This window comes from Vibrio anguillarum (genome assembly GCF_001989995.2).
GTDB lineage: Bacteria > Pseudomonadota > Gammaproteobacteria > Enterobacterales > Vibrionaceae > Vibrio > Vibrio anguillarum.
On sequence record NZ_JAHGUP010000029.1, the window covers coordinates 16,367 to 33,954 of the forward strand.

19 protein-coding genes are annotated in these 17,588 nt (G+C 45.9%); 17 read left to right on the forward strand and 2 right to left on the reverse strand.

Annotation, left to right across the window (positions count from 1 at the left end; translation table 11 throughout):
* Positions 1-8: 8 nt before the first annotated feature.
* Positions 9-878 (reverse strand): UTP--glucose-1-phosphate uridylyltransferase GalU, encoded by an 870-nt coding sequence (galU, locus tag PL85_RS08560; protein WP_013857894.1) that lies wholly within the window; start codon positions 876-878, stop codon positions 9-11.
* Between the two features lie 117 nt (positions 879-995).
* On the reverse strand, positions 996-1,643 hold the full coding sequence (locus PL85_RS08565; RefSeq protein WP_064624269.1) for a LuxR C-terminal-related transcriptional regulator: 648 nt from the start codon (positions 1,641-1,643) through the stop codon (positions 996-998).
* A 285-nt stretch (positions 1,644-1,928) separates the two neighbouring features.
* Between PL85_RS08565 and PL85_RS08570 the strand changes: the two genes are divergently transcribed.
* The 17 genes from PL85_RS08570 (at position 1,929) to PL85_RS08650 (ending at position 17,544) form a co-directional block, all read left to right on the forward strand.
* On the forward strand, positions 1,929-2,459 hold the full coding sequence (locus PL85_RS08570) for a single-stranded DNA-binding protein (RefSeq protein ID WP_019282036.1): 531 nt from the start codon (positions 1,929-1,931) through the stop codon (positions 2,457-2,459).
* A gap of 129 nt (positions 2,460-2,588) precedes the next feature.
* A complete protein-coding gene (csrD, locus tag PL85_RS08575) occupies positions 2,589-4,577 on the forward strand; it encodes an RNase E specificity factor CsrD (protein WP_115339466.1) in 1,989 nt (662 codons plus the stop codon).
* Positions 4,578-4,589: 12 nt separating this feature from the next.
* Complete coding sequence (locus PL85_RS08580; RefSeq protein WP_115339467.1) at positions 4,590-6,032, forward strand: MSHA biogenesis protein MshI; 1,443 nt, start codon at positions 4,590-4,592, stop codon at positions 6,030-6,032.
* Positions 6,029-6,673: a type II secretion system protein GspM gene (gene gspM, locus PL85_RS08585; RefSeq protein ID WP_017047102.1), complete on the forward strand. Its 645-nt coding sequence runs from the start codon at positions 6,029-6,031 to the stop codon at positions 6,671-6,673. The genes PL85_RS08580 and gspM overlap by 4 nt, the downstream gene beginning before the upstream one ends.
* A complete protein-coding gene (locus tag PL85_RS08590; RefSeq protein ID WP_115339468.1) occupies positions 6,663-6,989 on the forward strand; it encodes an MSHA biogenesis protein MshK in 327 nt (108 codons plus the stop codon). Before gspM ends, PL85_RS08590 begins: the two co-directional genes overlap by 11 nt.
* Before the next feature lie 14 nt (positions 6,990-7,003).
* The gene (gene mshL, locus PL85_RS08595) at positions 7,004-8,632 is read left to right on the forward strand and encodes a pilus (MSHA type) biogenesis protein MshL (protein WP_115339469.1); all 1,629 of its coding nucleotides are present in this window, start codon (positions 7,004-7,006) and stop codon (positions 8,630-8,632) included.
* A 5-nt stretch (positions 8,633-8,637) separates the two neighbouring features.
* On the forward strand, positions 8,638-9,483 hold the full coding sequence (locus PL85_RS08600) for an ExeA family protein (protein WP_172858983.1): 846 nt from the start codon (positions 8,638-8,640) through the stop codon (positions 9,481-9,483).
* Positions 9,480-10,595, forward strand: coding sequence for a tetratricopeptide repeat protein (locus tag PL85_RS08605; protein WP_115339470.1), 1,116 nt, complete (start codon positions 9,480-9,482; stop codon positions 10,593-10,595). The genes PL85_RS08600 and PL85_RS08605 overlap by 4 nt, the downstream gene beginning before the upstream one ends.
* Entirely contained in the window at positions 10,585-12,309 is a 1,725-nt protein-coding gene (locus PL85_RS08610) for a GspE/PulE family protein (protein ID WP_115339471.1), read from the forward strand. Before PL85_RS08605 ends, PL85_RS08610 begins: the two co-directional genes overlap by 11 nt.
* A 12-nt stretch (positions 12,310-12,321) precedes the next feature.
* Positions 12,322-13,539 carry a type II secretion system F family protein gene (locus PL85_RS08615; RefSeq protein ID WP_013857883.1) on the forward strand — a complete coding sequence of 406 codons (1,218 nt, stop codon included), beginning with the start codon at positions 12,322-12,324 and terminating at the stop codon, positions 13,537-13,539.
* Positions 13,540-13,549: 10 nt separating this feature from the next.
* Positions 13,550-14,011 carry a hypothetical protein gene (locus PL85_RS08620; protein WP_017046652.1) on the forward strand — a complete coding sequence of 154 codons (462 nt, stop codon included), beginning with the start codon at positions 13,550-13,552 and terminating at the stop codon, positions 14,009-14,011.
* Between the two features lie 95 nt (positions 14,012-14,106).
* Positions 14,107-14,682: a prepilin-type N-terminal cleavage/methylation domain-containing protein gene (locus PL85_RS08625; protein WP_013857881.1), complete on the forward strand. Its 576-nt coding sequence runs from the start codon at positions 14,107-14,109 to the stop codon at positions 14,680-14,682.
* A gap of 37 nt (positions 14,683-14,719) precedes the next feature.
* Entirely contained in the window at positions 14,720-15,193 is a 474-nt protein-coding gene (locus PL85_RS08630) for a type II secretion system protein (RefSeq protein ID WP_064624290.1), read from the forward strand.
* Positions 15,194-15,338: 145 nt separating this feature from the next.
* The gene (locus PL85_RS08635) at positions 15,339-15,836 is read left to right on the forward strand and encodes a prepilin-type N-terminal cleavage/methylation domain-containing protein (protein WP_088720767.1); all 498 of its coding nucleotides are present in this window, start codon (positions 15,339-15,341) and stop codon (positions 15,834-15,836) included.
* The gene (locus PL85_RS08640) at positions 15,826-16,383 is read left to right on the forward strand and encodes a type IV pilus modification PilV family protein (RefSeq protein ID WP_174223817.1); all 558 of its coding nucleotides are present in this window, start codon (positions 15,826-15,828) and stop codon (positions 16,381-16,383) included. Before PL85_RS08635 ends, PL85_RS08640 begins: the two co-directional genes overlap by 11 nt.
* Entirely contained in the window at positions 16,383-17,153 is a 771-nt protein-coding gene (locus PL85_RS08645; protein WP_115339472.1) for a PilW family protein, read from the forward strand. The genes PL85_RS08640 and PL85_RS08645 overlap by 1 nt, the downstream gene beginning before the upstream one ends.
* Positions 17,125-17,544, forward strand: coding sequence for an MSHA biogenesis protein MshP (locus PL85_RS08650; protein ID WP_094166186.1), 420 nt, complete (start codon positions 17,125-17,127; stop codon positions 17,542-17,544). Before PL85_RS08645 ends, PL85_RS08650 begins: the two co-directional genes overlap by 29 nt.
* Positions 17,545-17,588: the final 44 nt, after the last annotated feature.

Here is a 17,588-nt window from a genome sequence, read left to right on the forward strand (position 1 = left end):
TCGGTTACTTAAGCTTTATGAGTCGAATGCTTATCCAACGCGACTTTTTGTTCGTTCTTTTTGTACATGTTTTCAAAGCAGTAGTTAGTGGCTTCGATATAGCCTTCTACGCTACCACAGTCAAAGCGTTGGCCTTTGAATTTATACGCCAATACACAGCCTGATTGCGCTTGTTTGAGTAGCGCGTCGGTAATTTGAATTTCGCCACCTTTACCCGGCTCTGTTTGCTCAATCAGATCAAAAATATCTGGGGTTAAAATGTAGCGACCAATGATGGCTAAATTGCTTGGTGCGGTGCCTGGTTCTGGTTTTTCAACCATGTCATCCACTCGGAACAGATCGTCTTTGATCATTTCACCGGAAATAACACCGTATTTATGTGTTTCATTTTCAGGCACTTCTTGAACGGCAACAATTGAGCAGCGGAACTGTTTATACAGAGCGACCATTTGTGCCAAAACCCCTTTTTCTTGATTGACACATAAGTCATCGGCCAGCACCACCGCAAAAGGTTCATCGCCGACTAACTCTCGACCTGTTAAAATCGCATGGCCTAAACCTTTCATTTCACGTTGACGAATGTAGGTGAAGTTGGCGGTATCAATGATTTCACGAATATCAACCAGTAGCTCTTCTTTGTTGGTGCCACTAATTTGATGCTCTAGCTCATAGTTTTTATCGAAGTGATCCATGATCGAGTGTTTTCCACGCCCAGTCACAATACACATCCCGGTCATTCCAGCTTGAATCGCCTCTTCAACACCATATTCGATCAAGGGTTTATTGACGACTGGCATCATCTCTTTAGGCATTGATTTGGTCGCTGGAAGAAAACGTGTACCGTAGCCAGCGGCTGGGAATAGGCATTTTTTGATCATGCTATAACCTTATTTTTATTTGAATTGTTAATTGATGGCGCAACCTTATCATGCTTTATGAAACGCTATCACCACTAAAGCGGTGAACTCAGTTAAATTCTGCGTGAAAGCACATAATTAAGACAGAATATTTTGATTGGCCCACGCAATCGCTTGGACCCTATTTTTGACCGATAGCTTTTTGAATATTTGGTAGAGATGTGATTTGACCGTGAATTCACTGATGAATAAATCTTCCGACATTTGGTTATTCGATGCGCCAGTTTGTAAGCAGCGGAGGATCTGTATTTCGCGGGCGGTTAAGTCTGTAATCACTTGAGCAGTATGGGATTCAAACGCGTAGCGATAGTAGTGCAGTAACTGGCTTACAGCGTGTCTGGGTAGCCAATTTTGTCCGTTAATGATTTCACCAAGCCCAAATGCAATTTTATCTAGGGTGTCATTTTTATAAAATAGCCCCTTTAAATGGCCAAAGGTTAATAAGTCATTCGTGGTTAATCTTTGCAACACATTGATAAGGATCGTTTCATGATGCTGACTGTTTAATGGGCAGTTTCCCAAGCGTCGTTGCAACTGCGCATAATCGGCATGGTCAATCATCAATATTTTGTGTTTATCTGAGCAATACGTTTGGCGCAGGGTTTCGGGCTCAATTTTAGGAATGGGCAGCCCAAGCCGATCGGTTAAATGGTCAATATAAGGGTGTTCTTGCTCTTTATCTAAACAGAGAAAGTAAATGGTGCGGGTATAGTTTGCTTTTCTCATGGTCACTTCCTGTTGACGAGAATGTTAGACAACTGTCTAGAAAATGACGGAAATTAGGTTATAAAGCCAACGAGATAAATAAAATTGCGCTTAGTTTCATATAGTAAGGTAACTGAGTGTTTTGTCATTCTTAAATTAGAGGTAGTGGTTCTAAAAAATAGGAAATTGAGCAAGATTGTGAGATGAATTTTGACAACTATTTCTGTGAAGATTTGTGCCTCGCATAAAGCGTGGTATCCTAGTCAGCTATTTAAAGAACACTCATGATGGAAGACGGAGCAAAACATGGCAAGCCGTGGAGTAAATAAAGTTATTTTAGTGGGTAACCTAGGTAACGACCCAGAAATTCGTTATATGCCTGGTGGCGCTGCTGTGGCAAATATCACCATTGCAACGTCAGATTCATGGCGTGATAAAGCAACTGGCGAGCAACGCGAAAAAACCGAATGGCACCGTGTTGCGCTGTTTGGCAAATTAGCTGAAGTGGCTGGTGAATACTTGCGTAAAGGTTCACAAGTATACATTGAAGGTCAGCTACAAACTCGTAAGTGGCAAGATCAAAGTGGACAAGATCGTTATACCACCGAAGTTGTCGTACAAGGTTTTAATGGTGTGATGCAAATGTTGGGTGGCCGTGCTCAAGGTGGTGCTCCAGCGCAAGGTGGAATGCCACAACAGCAGCAACAAGGTGGCGGATGGGGGCAGCCTCAGCAGCCTGCGATGCAAAAGCAACCACAGCAGCAGTCAGCTCCTCAACAGGCTCAACCTCAGTATAATGAACCACCAATGGATTTTGATGACGACATCCCGTTTTAAACGTTCGAATGTCGAAAAAAGCCGCGAAAACCGCGGCTTTTTTATATAGTTATCACTATTAGCATTTTCTTATTTGTCAGCACAGCTTAGTGATCGACAAAGTTTACGTTGAAAAGGAATTCAGCATTCATGCGGTATACACCAACACTGAAACTGAGTACTCGGTTAGTAGCTTTTTTTACGCTCATCGTAACCAGTGCAATGTTCATTTTGTTTATTGGTGGAACTTTGTCTTTTCAACGGCTTGGACAAGAATATCTCAATCACTACCTAGCAGGAATTGTGGAGGTAGTCGATAAAGAAATAGAAGATCCTGATGCCGCTTATTCATTGCAACGTTGGATGCCCAAAATGTTGCAAGCCAGTAGCATTGTTGAAATGCAGCTCTCTTCACCAGCTGGCGTTATTTACCGTTTTAAAGATACCTCGTCCAAAGTCGACCCTGCCCGTTTGTACCATATTGATATTATCCTTGAACGTAATCCAGGCTACAGCATCAGCTTTAAAGCCGTTCCGCCCTATCTCAGTTATAGCTACTCATTGGGTGCCATGTGGTCTATTACGTTGGCAGTTGGTCTCATCGTGTTTTGCTTGATTCGTGGAGTAAAGTGGCTTAAAGAGCAATTGCTGGGATCTGAGTTGCTGGAGGAGCGAGGGCGAATGATTCTCGCCGGCCGTGTGGAGCAGTACGCCAAAGGTGATCACCGCGAGTGGCCTTATACGGCGAGTGAGGCGCTTGATGCCCTGATTGATGAGCTGCAAGATGCTCGTCAAGAGCGTAGCCGCTTTGATACTTTTATCCGGACCCAAACCTTCTTAGATAAGTTGACGGGTACGGCCAACCGTGTCCTTTTTGATAGCAAATTGGAATCAGCCTTGTTAGAGAATGGCGCGCGTGGTGGCGTTTTGTTAGTGCGTATCGATGATTGGGATTCTCTGTGCGAAGAAAATGATAAAAAAGCAGCGGATGATCTCGTTGTGGAAGTCGGGGAGAACATCTCCAACGTCATACAGCGTTACCCGGATGTTATTTTATCTCGCTATTACGATACCGATTTTGCCATTTTTGTGCCGCACCAAGGGGTAAAAGAGGTCGCTTCTATTGCTACACAATGTTTGAAGCTTTTAGCGCGCATATCGCCTCCTGAGCCGCTCGATAAAGAAAACTGGTGCCATATAGGTATCAGTATGTACAGCGAAGGCGAGCGGCGTGGTCGAGTGTTGGATGAGGCAGAAACGGCCTTAAAAAGTGCTCAGTTACAGCGAGTGAATACGTGGAGCCGCTTTAAAAAGAGTACTTTTTTCCAAGAGGAACGGGGTAGTGTGCGTTGGCGAACTTTGTTTGATCAGGTGCTGACGCCTGAGAAAATAATTTTATTCCGTCAACCTTGCTATTTGCTTGAAAAGACGAATGATTTAGTATGGCTGCACGATGAGTTGTTTGCGCGTATTGATGATCCAGAACAAGGTATTATAAAAACCTCTCGCTTCCATTCAGCCTTAGAAACTGTAGGTTATGAAATGGTGATGGATCGAGCCGTATTGCTGCAGGTGGTTCGTTTACTCAAACGCTCTGAAGTTAAGGTTAATGTGTCAGTGAACTTGCATGTCGTCCCATTCGCCGATAAGTCGTATTTTAAGTGGTTCCGGCATGAATTGTTGCAACTTACCTCGAGTAGCCGATCGCAGCTCTCCTTTGAGTTTCCTGAAGGTCGGTTAGTACAGCATCTCGATTATATGCGCCCCGTTATTAAGATGATCTCCGGCCTCGGTGCTAAGGTAATCGTAGGGCAGGCGGGCAGAACCATTGTCAGCACTCACTACATAAAAGATCTTAAGATTGATTTCCTGAAATTGCACCGCAGCTTGATGAAGAAAATCGATCAACGGCATGAAAATCAGCTGTTTGTTCGTAGCATGATCGGTGCTTGTGGCGGTACTCAGACTCAAGTTATTGCGGTCGGTGTCGAAACAGAACAAGAGTGGCAAACGCTAAAAAACCTAGGCATTCATGGTGGGCAAGGCCGACTGTTTGAAGAAGAACAGCCTTTGTTACCTGAGAAAATAATTAGCCCTAGCGTGACCTTAGGGCGAAGAAATCGTTGGCGTAAAAAATAAAAGCGAACCTATATGAATCTTCAGTCACTGATTGATAAATTAAAACCATCTAAAGCGACGTTGCGGCAATTGTTCGTTGTCGTAAGACCTGATGCTCTCTATTTCTCGGCTTTGGATGATGCGACTTTGCCGACAGAAATCCCGCTTGATGGTGCAACGTGGCAACAGGTACTCTTTCACGCACTCAAACCGCTCAACATCAAGGGTACGGTAATTAACCTTGTCCTCCACGCTCATTTTTATCAAACTTATCAAATAGAAAAACCGCAGTTACCCAAAGAAGAGTGGTCAGTCGCCCTGCCATTTTTATTGAAAGATCTGGTGACAGAGAAAGTCACTGACATCATCGCTGATGCTTTTCCGTTACCCGCAGATAATAAAATTCAAGCCTACGTGGTCTCAAAACGCACGGTATTGGAAGTGGCGTCGCAACTGAGTGCGATGGGTTTAGAGTTAGGCAAAGTCATCCCCGAAGATGAAGTGTGGGCGAGAAGTGCCGGTGATCTTGAGCATTTTTTGTTGCTACAGCGCAGTAAAAACAGCAGTTTTAAGTTTGACGCATTTGTGGACCAAAAATGCTGTTTTCAACGAACGATGAGAGGTGTTGTCTCTCCCATTACTGGTGTCGCCAGCTCGGTTTTACAGCTCGATGGCTTAGCGTTAGAACTGCAACGTTCGATCGATTACCTTTCCTCGCAGCTTAAAGGGGCCTCATTACATCAGCTAAAAGTGCTGTGTGATGAAGAAGCGCAGCAAGAGTTGGTCGATGCATTAAATGAACGCCTAAATGTCAAAGTTTCCCTGCTTGATGAGCGGTTACCGAGTTCGGCGCATCTGCTGGTGGAGCAAGTGACTCGCATTGACGATTCAATGCTCAACTTATACCCGGCGCATCTGAAGCCGAAGAAAGAGTATTTTTCACTGTCCATGGTCTGCGCGATTTGGGGCATTGTCGCTTTAGTGATGCTATTGGCCTATGCCAGTTATCAATGGCAAAATAGTCAATTGAAACAGCAGCTACAAGCTAAACAAGCGCAAAATAAAGTCCTTGCTGCTGAATTAGAAACGACCAAACAGAAAGTTGATAAGCATAAGCCATCGGTTGAAAAAATGGCGGCGATTGAGCGTTTGAAGCAGCAAATTAAGGGCAAACAAGCCACATTGGATTCGATTAATGAGTTTGATCAATCACAACAGGTCGGTTACTCAGGAGTCATGCGTTCGCTAGCCACACTCAGCCGTGATGATATTTCATTAACGACCATTACCATCCATCATGAGCAGCTCGATTTGCAAGGCTTGGCTAGAGAGGCGAAAGATATTCCAAACTGGTTAAGTCAGTTTAAAAGCGAACTGAACCTAGTGGGACGTGGTTTTGAAAAGTTAAAAATTGCGCGCAATGAGCAAGGCATTCTCATCTTTGAGCTTAAAACTAAAGCGGAGGATAGCCAATGAATTGGCAGAGCATCAGCAACAAATTCTTAGCCATCAGTTCGCGTGAAAAAATGTTGATCGCCCTGTGTGGCTTAGTGGTGATTACACTGCTCTTGTTTAGCTTGTTACTTGAACCCGCGATGAAATCGGTGGCGGCTAATCGGTTACAGCTTCAGTCTGTTGAGCAGATGAACCAGCGAATGCAAGGTGAAATTCTGTTATTGACTGCTAAGCTTAATAAAGATCCGAATCAAGAGATCAATCTAGAATTCAAACAGTTAATGGCGCAGAGCCAAACTCTCTCGCTTGAGCTGGCAGCATTGGTTGATTCACTGATTACACCCGCGAAGATGGCGCAATTGCTTGAAAGTGTTTTGGCAACCAGCCCAGAGTTGACTTTGGTCTCCATGGAGTCATTAGCAGCAGAGCCGATTGCAAATAACAACCAATCATCTGAATATTCAGGCTATTATGTTCATCCTGTGAGATTGGAGTTCACCGGTAATTACTTCGCGATATTGAATTATTTGACCAATTTAGAAAGTTTACCGATGAAGTATTATTGGCGTCATTTCCAATACAAGGTAGAAAATTACCCCCAAGCCAGAGTCATTATGGAAGTGTACACATTAGGCATTAGACAGGAGTTTATTGGTGGTTAGATCCGTTTTTTTACTGCTGTTGATGTGTGTTGTATGCAGTAGTTGGGCAGCGCAAGATCCTACCGCGCCATTAGGTTGGGTAAGTGAGAGCGCATCACCTGTCAATAAGATAGAGAGTTACCCGCTACCTAGGTTGCAAAGTATTGTATGCCAACAAACCATACCTTGTGTGGCAGTGCTTAACGATCAAGTGGTTGGCATCGGAGAGTCGCTATTTGGCTACACAGTAGAAGCCATTGAACCACAGCAAGTGACCCTTTCTCGCAGAGGAAAGACGTGGGATTTAGGCCTCTTTTCTCTGGACATCAAGCAGTAAGGTATAGAAATCGTATGCGTAAAATCGTATTAGGCGTAGTCATCGTATCCTTAATGGGCTGTTCTATGGGGCATCGCGATCCAGTTGAGATGAAACAGTCTTTGAATCAGGCGATTAATGAAGCCAATAGCCGAAATCTAGCCGTTCTACCGGCCTCCGTAGAAGCTGACTTGATGCCTGACATTGAGGGAATCACAGCGCGCAGTCAAGAAACGGTTAAACGCTTTCGTATCCAAGCTGATAATGTGGATGCAAGGGTATTTTTTGCCAGTTTAGTGAAAGGAACTGAGTTTAGTGCCGCCATCCACCCTGAAGTTACTGGAAGTGTAACAGTAAACCTAACCGACGTGACTTTGGATGATGTATTGGCCGTCGTTCGTGACATGTATGGCTATGAAATTATCAAAAAGGGTAAAGTGATTCAGGTTTACCCGTCAGGCCTGCGTACTGTGACTATCCCGGTCGATTATTTACAACTTAAACGTACGGGCCGTTCTTTAACTTCCATCACCACCGGTACGATCACTAATACGGATACCGGTTCTAGTTCCTCGAGTAGTTCTAGCTCAAATTCCAGTTCTAATTCCAATTCGAGTAACTCATCCAGTAATTCGAAAGGTGGAACGGAAATTGAAACCACCAGTGAAAGCGATTTCTGGCCGCAGCTTGAAAAAGCCGTTGCACAGCTGATTGGCTCGGGCAAAGGTCAAGGCGTTGTTGTCACGCCACAAGCGAGCGTAATCACTGTTCGAGCCTACCCAGATGAAATACGTGAAGTGCGAGAGTTTTTAGGCATTTCTCAGCAACGTCTGCAGCGACAAGTGATCCTTGAAGCAAAAATTTTAGAAGTCACCTTGAGCGATGGTTACCAGCAAGGGATCAATTGGTCAAATATGTCCTTTGGCAATGGTGATGTTGTGATTAATAAGGTCGGTAGTGCGGCCTCGTTACTGCCGGGGATGGATGCGATTGGCACTCTGCTGCAAGGCCAAACCAATGTCACCATTTCAGATGGCAGCTTTAAAGCAGTGCTTAACTTCATGGGAACTCAAGGGGATTTGAATGTCCTGTCTAGCCCTAGAGTTACCGCGGCTAACAACCAAAAAGCGGTGATCAAAGTCGGCACTGATGAATATTATGTCACCGATGTGACAGGTGTAGTCGGAAATGGCGAGAACTCCAATGTCGCACCAGATGTTCAACTCACGCCATTTTTCTCGGGTATCTCTCTTGATGTGACGCCACAAATTGATGATCAAGGTAATGTGCTCTTGCACGTTCACCCTGCTGTGATTGAAGTCGACGAGCAGACGAAACAAATTGAATATGCAGGCAACCAAATTGTGTTGCCATTAGCGCGCAGTACGATCCGCGAATCAGACTCGGTAATCCGTGCACAAGATGGTGACGTGGTGGTGATTGGTGGATTAATGAAATCCAACACCTCCAATCAAGTATCTAAAGTCCCTTTTTTGGGGGATTTACCCGGTTTAGGATATCTGTTTCGTAACACCTCTGAGCTGACTGAGAAAACCGAATTGGTGATTTTGCTTAAACCAACGGTTGTGGGTGTTAATACGTGGCAAAAAGAGCTCGAACGCTCGCGTGAACTACTACAAGAGTGGTTCCCAGACGAAGAATAAACATCATGTATCTTGAGCACTTTGGTTTTGAGCAACTGCCTTTTCATCTCACGCCTAATACATCACTGTTTTTAGGCTTAGCGCCACATTACGAGGCGATTCAGACAGTGAGTGCTGCCATTGATTTAGGCGAAGGGGTGATCAAGATAACCGGAGAAGTCGGAACCGGAAAAACCATGGTGTGTCGTATGTTGATCAATTATTTACATGATCATATTGCACTGATTTATTTACCCAACCCAGCGCTTAATGGTCGAGAACTTCGCCAAGCTGTCGCCAGCGAACTAGGCCTTAGTAAGCAAGATGATGCGGATATTGTTGATCGTATTCAGCAACAATTGATTGTGCTAAAGCAGCAGGGGAAACGAGTAGTCGCGATTGTTGATGAAGCACAAGCGTTACCAGACGATGCATTAGAAGTGCTGCGTTTATTCGGCAATTTAGAAACAGAATACACAAAGTTGTTGCAACTGGTGTTGATCGGCCAACCAGAGCTCGATGAGCGTTTAGCGCAGCACCATCTGCGCCAATTTCGCCAACGAATTACTTTTAGCGCTTATCTGCGGCCGCTCTCTTTAGATGAAACAGTCGCTTATATCGAGAGCCGCTTGAGCAAAGCCGGAGGTGATGCGCAACTGTTTAATCTTGAACAGAAAAAAGCGTTGTGGCGAGCCAGTTATGGTACCCCTCGTTTGATTAACCAAGTGTGTCACAAAGCTCTGTTGCTGGCTTTTACGCAAAACGACAGCACGATTCGCAATCAGCACCTATTTACAGCGATTCACGATACGTTTGATACCTGTAAGCCTAAGTTTAAACGCCCTTTTATGTGGGGATGGAGTCAATCATGAGTGCGATGAACGATGCACTATCAAAACTGGCACAAGCGCAACGCCAATCGGTGGTGAACTTGCAACCAGCGCAAGTTGCGAAAGTAAAACGCAGCCGCGCTTGGTTGTGGATGGTAGCCGGGTTTGCTGCTAGCTTAGCGGTCGGTGGATGGGCGGTGTCACAGCAGCAAGCTATGGTTGACCAAGCTGCGGTTGACCAAACTATGGTCAGTCAAACACTGGCCAATCAAGCGATAGTGGATGAACCTGAGAGCCTGTTGTTAGAGGTTGATGAGCGAAGCTCTTCGCCTGCGCTTGTTTCTCCGACCACCAAAATTGTTCCGGTTCATCGTCCTGTTTACCAAACTGCCGTTGTTGCAGTAGACAAAAAAACGGCAAATTCAGTGACGCCCACAGCGACGGTTAAACAGGATTCGGCCTTAGCCAATCAACAGCCGTTGTATTCTAACCGTGCGGTCGCGCTCGGTGCTGAAAGTGGCCAAGAAATCTCAAGTGTTTTGATTGAACAAGTGGATTTGACGCCAGAGCAACTGGCGGTAAAAGCAATGAGCCGCGCTGATAAAGCCGTGGACAGCAATGAGCTCAAAGAGGCACTGGATGCGTACAGTGAAGTGCTACGCTTTACCCCAGAAAATGAACTCGCCCGTCAAAAATTATCCGCGCTCTATTACGGCAAAGGTGATGCGCGCAAAGCTTTTGAAATTTTACAAAGCGGTATAAAGCTCAATCATAACGGAGAAAGTTTGCGGATCGCGTTAGCCAAATTACTGATTAAAGAGAAGCAGAGTGAAGCGGCGTTAACCCCTCTAGTTCATTTACCTGACAATGCTTCGATCGATTATCTCTCGCTAAGGGCAGCCTTGGCACAAAAAGCCAAGCAAGATTCACTCGCATTAGAAAGCTATCAACGCTTAGTCAAGCTTGATGCTGAGAACGCACGCTGGTGGTTAGGGCTTGCGATAGCACAAGAGCGCACGATGGATTTTCAGGCGGCCAAATATACCTACCAACAAGCGCTTGCGAAAGTTGGCCTCTCGAGTCAGTCACAACTGTTTATTCGTGATCGCCTAGTCGTACTAAGCAGTTTAGAGGAGAGTACGAGTGCAAATTAAGCTACGAAAACGCTTAGGTGATCTGCTGGTTGAAGAAGGGATCATCACTGAAAATCAAGTTGAACAAGCGCTCGCTGCGCAAAAACGCAGTGGACGTAAACTGGGTGACACACTGATCGAACTCGGCTTTTTGTCAGAGCAGCAGATGCTTAGCTTCTTATCGCAGCAACTTTCGCTGCCGTTGATCGATCTCAGCCGAGCCAATGTTGATATTGATGCAGTGCAGATCCTCCCGGAGGTACATGCACGCCGTTTACGCGCCTTAATCATTGGCAAAAATGGCGACACGCTGCGCATCGCAATGAGTGATCCGGCGGATCTGTTTGCTCAAGAATCTCTGCTCACTCAATTACCCCAATACAGTTTTGAATTTGTTATTGCTCCAGAAAAACAATTGGTTGAAGGGTTTGATCGTTATTATCGCCGCACCAAAGAGATTGCGTCCTTTGCCGAGCAGCTACAACTGGAACACCAAGGCAATACCGCCTTTGATTTCGATATCGGTGATGATGACAGCGATGAAGTGACCGTTGTTAAGCTCATCAACTCTCTATTTGAAGATGCGATTCAGGTCGGGGCGTCTGATATTCATATCGAACCTGATGCTAACGTATTGCGTTTACGCCAGCGGATTGATGGGGTATTACACGAAACCCTACTCAATGAAACCAACATCGCTTCGGCTTTAGTGCTGCGTTTAAAATTGATGGCCAATCTTGATATCTCTGAAAAACGCCTCCCACAAGATGGCCGTTTTAATATCCGAGCCAAAGGTCAATCGGTTGATATTCGTATGTCGACCATGCCAGTGCAATATGGTGAGTCGGTGGTGATGCGTTTACTCAACCAATCATCCGGGGTTCGTAAACTAGAAGAGTCAGGTATTCCTGACGATATATTACGGCGTTTACGCCACCAGCTTAAACGCCCTCACGGCATGATTTTAGTGACCGGCCCAACCGGCTCAGGGAAAACGACGACGCTGTATGGCGCGTTATCAGAGCTCAATGTGCCCGGTAAAAAAATCATTACCGCCGAGGATCCGGTTGAATATCGATTGCCACGCATCAGCCAAGTGCAGATCAACCCTAAAATTGACCTTGATTTCTCAACTGTGCTGAGAACCTTTTTGCGTCAAGACCCGGACATTATTCTAGTCGGGGAGATGCGTGATCAAGAAACGGTTGAAATTGGTTTGCGCGCGGCCTTAACGGGGCACTTAGTTTTGAGCACCTTACACACCAATGATGCGATTGATAGCGCCTTGCGCATGATGGATATGGGCGCACCGGGCTACTTAGTGGCCAGCGCCGTGCGGGCTGTGGTTGCCCAACGTTTAGTGCGTAAAGTTTGCCCCGATTGTAAAGCGGTGGATGAGGTTGATGAAGCCCGTAAACAGTGGCTGACGGTGCGTTTCCCAAATCAAGTTGAAGCGGCTTTTACGCGTGGGCGTGGGTGCCAGAACTGCAATTTGACGGGGTACCGTGGGCGAATTGGGGTTTTTGAAATGCTCGAACTTGAACATGAAATGATGGATGCGCTGCGCGCCAACGATGCAGTTAGTTTTGCGCAAGCCGCTCGTCAGTCGAAGCAATACAAACCGCTGCTAGCTTCGGCGATGGAGTTGGCGCTACAAGGGGTTGTCAGTTTAGATGAAGTGATGAGCTTAAGTGAAGGTGATTCATCCGGCATCATTCAAGCCATCTATCTATAGTTAAGGTTACTCATGCCAACGTATCGTTATCAGGGTCGAAATTTAGATGGTAGCAAAACCTCGGGGCATGTTGATGCGCCGACGGAAGAGCTCGCGGCGGAAGCGCTATTTAACAAAGGCGTGATTCCGACCTTAATTTCGTCAGACCAAGGGGCTGATTTTTCGATTGATTGGAAATCGCTGTTTACCCCAAGTGTGCCACTTGAGGTGTTGGTGATCTTCTGTCGTCAGCTTTACAGCTTGACCAAGGCGGGAGTGCCGCTGCTGCGCTCGATGAAAGGACTTATCCAAAATTGTGCTAATAAACAGCTTAAAGAAGCATTGGAAGCGGTTAGTAATGAGCTAACCAACGGGCGCAGTTTATCGAGCTCAATGCAGATGTACCCGAAAGTCTTTAGCCCGTTGTTTGTGTCGATGATCCACGTCGGTGAGAACACAGGGCGGCTTGATGAAGCCTTGCTGCAATTGTCTCATTACTACGAGCAAGAAGTCGAAACTCGTAAACGGATTAAAACGGCGATGCGTTATCCGAGTTTTGTCATCAGCTTTATTTTGGTCGCGATGTTCATTCTCAACGTTAAAGTGATCCCACAATTTACTAGCATGTTTAGCCGTTTCGGGGTTGATTTACCGCTGCCAACTCGCATTTTAATTGGTATGTCAGATTTCTTTGTCAACTACTGGCCGATGATGATAGGCGTATTGCTTGGGTGTTTATTTGCTTTCAGAGCTTGGTTGAGCACAGCCGCAGGGCGTCAAAAGTGGGATAAGTTTCGCTTAAGAATGCCTATTGTCGGCGGCATAGTGAACCGAGCGCAATTGGCGCGTTTTTCTCGAACTTTTGCCTTGATGTTGAAAGCGGGGGTGCCGTTAAACCAATCGATAGCATTATCTGCCGAAGCGTTGGATAACAAATTTCTAGAATCTCGCCTGTTAGAAATGAAAGCTGCCATTGAAGCGGGAACAAGCGTATCCACCACCGCGGTAAACGCCAATATTTTTACGCCATTAGTTATTCAGATGATTTCGGTGGGTGAAGAGACAGGGCGCATTGATGAGTTGCTACTTGAAGTCGCGGACTTCTACGATAGAGAGGTGGATTACGATCTCAAAACCCTCACCGCGCGCATAGAGCCGATTTTATTGGTGATTGTCGCCGCTATGGTGCTGGTGCTGGCACTTGGCATCTTTTTGCCAATGTGGGGAATGCTCGACGCGATCAAAGGATAAAGGTTGTCAGATGAAAACGGCGATAGAGCGTTCTCAGTTCGTAATTTGGGGGTTGATTGTCTTTGTTCTTTTGATGGCTTTGCTATCAGCATGGCAGTCGATAGAAAAAGAAGCCAATCAAACCGCATTAGCGATGGCGAGCAGTAAAATCGTAGAAAGTGCTAATTTTTATAAGCAAGATTGGTTATTAAAGGGGCGGCCCTCAACTTTAATCGCGAATGGTCGATTACTCAATATGAGTACAACGGGCTGGGTATTACCATTGGCTGAGAATGAATCAAGTATAGATTGTCGTTATTGGTTAAGCCTGCTATACCCAGATGAACAACTGCTTGAAAGCAAAGTGATTTCAATTGAATCGGCACATCAAGCAAATCAGTATCAATGTCGCTATGTTTACAGTCAAAAACAGGTGATAACCATTGAACTTTTAAGGGATAAGTTTACAGTAAGCGTCGATTTTTCAGCATGAGTTTTCGACGTAAGCAGTGAAATGGGCACTCGCCCCGTAGCGATGCGAGAACAAGTGCGTATAATACACGGTAATAACAAAGAGATAGGTAGAGCATGGATAACAAACAAACGGGCTTTTCCTTAGTTGAATTAGTCGTAGTGATTGTGGTTGTCGGCTTATTGGCCGTTGCAGCGCTACCCCGCTTTTTAGATGTCACCGATGAAGCGAAAAAAGCCAGCATCGAAGGGGTTGCCGGTGGTTTTGCTACTGGTGTTCTATCGGCGCGTGCTCAGTGGGAAGCTCAGGCAAGAACCTCTGTGACTTTGGGCTCGGAAAAACAAAACACCGTCAACTATGATGGTGTCAATTTCTGGCTGACTCGCTCTACAGATAGCAGCGGTGCCGCGACAGGTTTTAGGGACGGTTATCCGTTGGCGCTCAATACCGATAATACCAGTTATCCAGCGGCGATTACGGATCAGTCATGTATTGATTTAATGGATAATTTGCTGCAAAACCCACCAAAAGTTGACACAGTCGCTAATGCAGCCAATAACGCTAATGTAAAATATTCAGCACAAGCCGATGACGGTCAAGCCACTTGTACTTATGTGCAAAAAGAGGGCGGAACCGCGCACCAGTTTGTGTATGAGATAAAAACTGGTCGTGTGACCGTCACTTTGCAGTAAGTCTGCGCATTGATTAAAACATAGAGAGAAAGTAACTATGAAAAGACAAAACGGTTTCACCCTAATCGAACTTGTGGTTGTGATTGTCATTCTCGGCATTCTCGCCGTCACCGCTGCGCCACGTTTTTTGAATTTTCAGAATGATGCACGTAAAGCTTCCTTGCAGGGCTTGAAAGGCGCTATTGATGGTGCAGCTGGTATTACTTATGGTAAAGCAGCGCTTCTTGGAAAAGATACACAATCGGCCGCTGTTGATGTTGATGGTATATCTACCAAGTTTGGTTACCCTGTTGCCGCTGATGGTGGGATAAACAAAGCTGTTCTTGGTTTAGATACTGATTGGGCAGCAGCAGTATCAGGCTCTTCTCGTGTGATTACTTTCAAGGGTAGCGATGTTGATACTGCCGCAAAAATTGTAGCAACAGAGTGTTATGTTACATATACAGAGGCTAGCGGTAGTGGTGGTGTTGCATCTGCTGCCTCAACATCAATTGATTTGGATAAATGTTAACTTTGTAAGTAAAGGCCAGCATTGCTGGCCTTTATTTTATCTATAACGAGAGTTATTTCTCATCCACAAAAGTCAGTAAAACTTAAGCCCACTACGGAAATTTCTTATATACTTTAAGCACTTGTTTTTTCGCTAGAGGTATAAAATGCAGCAACATTTGGCAGCGCGGCGTGGTTTTACGTTGATCGAACTGGTCGTGGTGATTGTGCTGCTGGGCATTGTTGCTGTGTACGCAGCAAGCCGTTATACCGGCATATCCTCCTTTTCAAGCGTGACTACACAAAGCGAAGTGTTGGCCTCACTGCGTTTGACCCAAAACCGCGCTATGCAGCGTACCGACCTCTGTAATCGCTGGTTGGTCAGCAATAATCAAGCGCAGCAAGTATCTCCTTCTGTTTCTGCTGGTGCCTGCACTACTTCACTGCTCAGTCCTGCAACCGACAGCAGTTTTGTCGATGCTGCGGCGAACGATATCACCCTGACGTTAACCAATAATGATGGTAGCCATTTTTTAGATTTTGATAGTTTAGGTCGCGCCGCGCAGTGCTTAACGGCAAACTGCACTGTTACCTTAAATAATCTGCAATCGGGTGAATCTCGCCAAGTGTGCATCAATAGAGAGGGGTACATTTATGCGTGTTAACGCGCCGCGCGGGTTTACTCTCATTGAGATGATCATCGTTATCACGGTAACGGCAATAGCCATGACAGGCATTACTGCCGCGCTTTATCCTCGCTCGCAACAAAGTGCTGAACAGGTGCTGGCGGTAAAAGCCGCCGAGTTAGGCCGCGCGGTTATGGATGAAGTCATGGGCCGAGCCTTTGACCAAAACTCCGGCCCTAATGGCGGAGTGCCTGAGTGTGTATTAGTGACAGCATCAGGACGAACAATGTGTACGTCTATTGCGCAACTTGGTCCCGAACCTAGTGAAACCAATAATACGTTGTACAACGATGTGGATGATTTCCATGGCCTAACGGGATCGGTTAAAGATGTATTAGGCATTGATATCAGTGCTGATTACCAACGTTATAACGTTGAGATTCAAGTATTTTATGAACAGGACAGTGGCGGGCAACTCAGCGGAGTGAACGCTAACCAACTGACTCACTATAAACGGGTATCTGTGGTGATTATTGACCCGAAGGGCAACCGCTACCCGTTTGCGGCGATTAAGGGCAATTTCTGATGCGTGGTTTTACCCTGATTGAAATGGTGATTGCGATTATTCTGTTGTCGGTAGTCGGGCTATTTTTAGGCTCTGTGATCCGCCAAAGTATGGGTATTTATGTTGATACCACCGCCCGCGAAGCTTTGATCCAACAAGGGCGCTTTATTACTGAGCGGCTGAGCCGAGAATTGCGTGAAGCGGTGCCAAACAGCGTGTTGGTGGAAAATGGTTGCATTGAGTTTTTACCGATCACTGACAGCGCGATCTACAGCGAGCTGCCAACCGTGCAATCGCCTTCGGCTGCGGTGCGTTTATTGCCGATCGACAAAAAGGTACTCAATGGCGATCGTCTGGTCGTGTTTCCAACCAACGCCGCTTCGCTACGCCAAACGCCAAGTGCCAGCGGACAAACAGCGCAAGTAAACGCAGATGTGGATTTTACATCACCCAACAACACAAGAATGGTCGATGTAGCCTTGACACAACCGACTGGGTTTGTAATTCAATCGCCAGCTAAGCGAGTCTATTTTTATCGCACGCCAGTGGCTTTTTGTTATCAGAACAGTCGTATTTATCGTTACGCGGATTACACGCTTAATCGCAGTGCGCTCAGCCCTGAGCAGCTTGGCACTCCAGTATTGATGGCTGAAAACATTAGCCAAGCTAATTTTCACGTCACACAGCCAGAGCTACAACGCAACGGCTTAGTGAAAATTGAACTGACATTTTCCGACCGCGGCGAGGAGGTAAAGTTTGACCATGATGCGCTTATCTACAACACGCCGTAAACAGCAAGGCAGCGGCTTAGTCTTGGTCATCTTTATCATTGTGGTGGTCGGCTTTGTTGCATCGGTCGCTAACCGTAATCAACAGCGCAATAGCCAGCAATTGGTTTCGATGGTGTTAGGGACAAGGGCTGAAATGGCGGCGCGATCTGCGATCAACGTTGAACTGAGTCGTTTTTATCAAACGACAACCAGCGGGAGTTGCCATACTCATTCTGTACAATCACTCACGTTTGAAGGTGAAGGATTAGCGCAATGTAGCGCACAAGTTGAATGTAACTCAGTGGGCGATATGGATGATGGTCGCACTGTCTATCAACTGACTTCAACCGGGCGCTGTCAGTCTGGTGATTGGATGTTGCAGCGAGTTATTGAAGTGGGGGTGAAAAAGTGATCCACTATAAATGGCTGATTAGCATACTGCTCAGCACAATACTA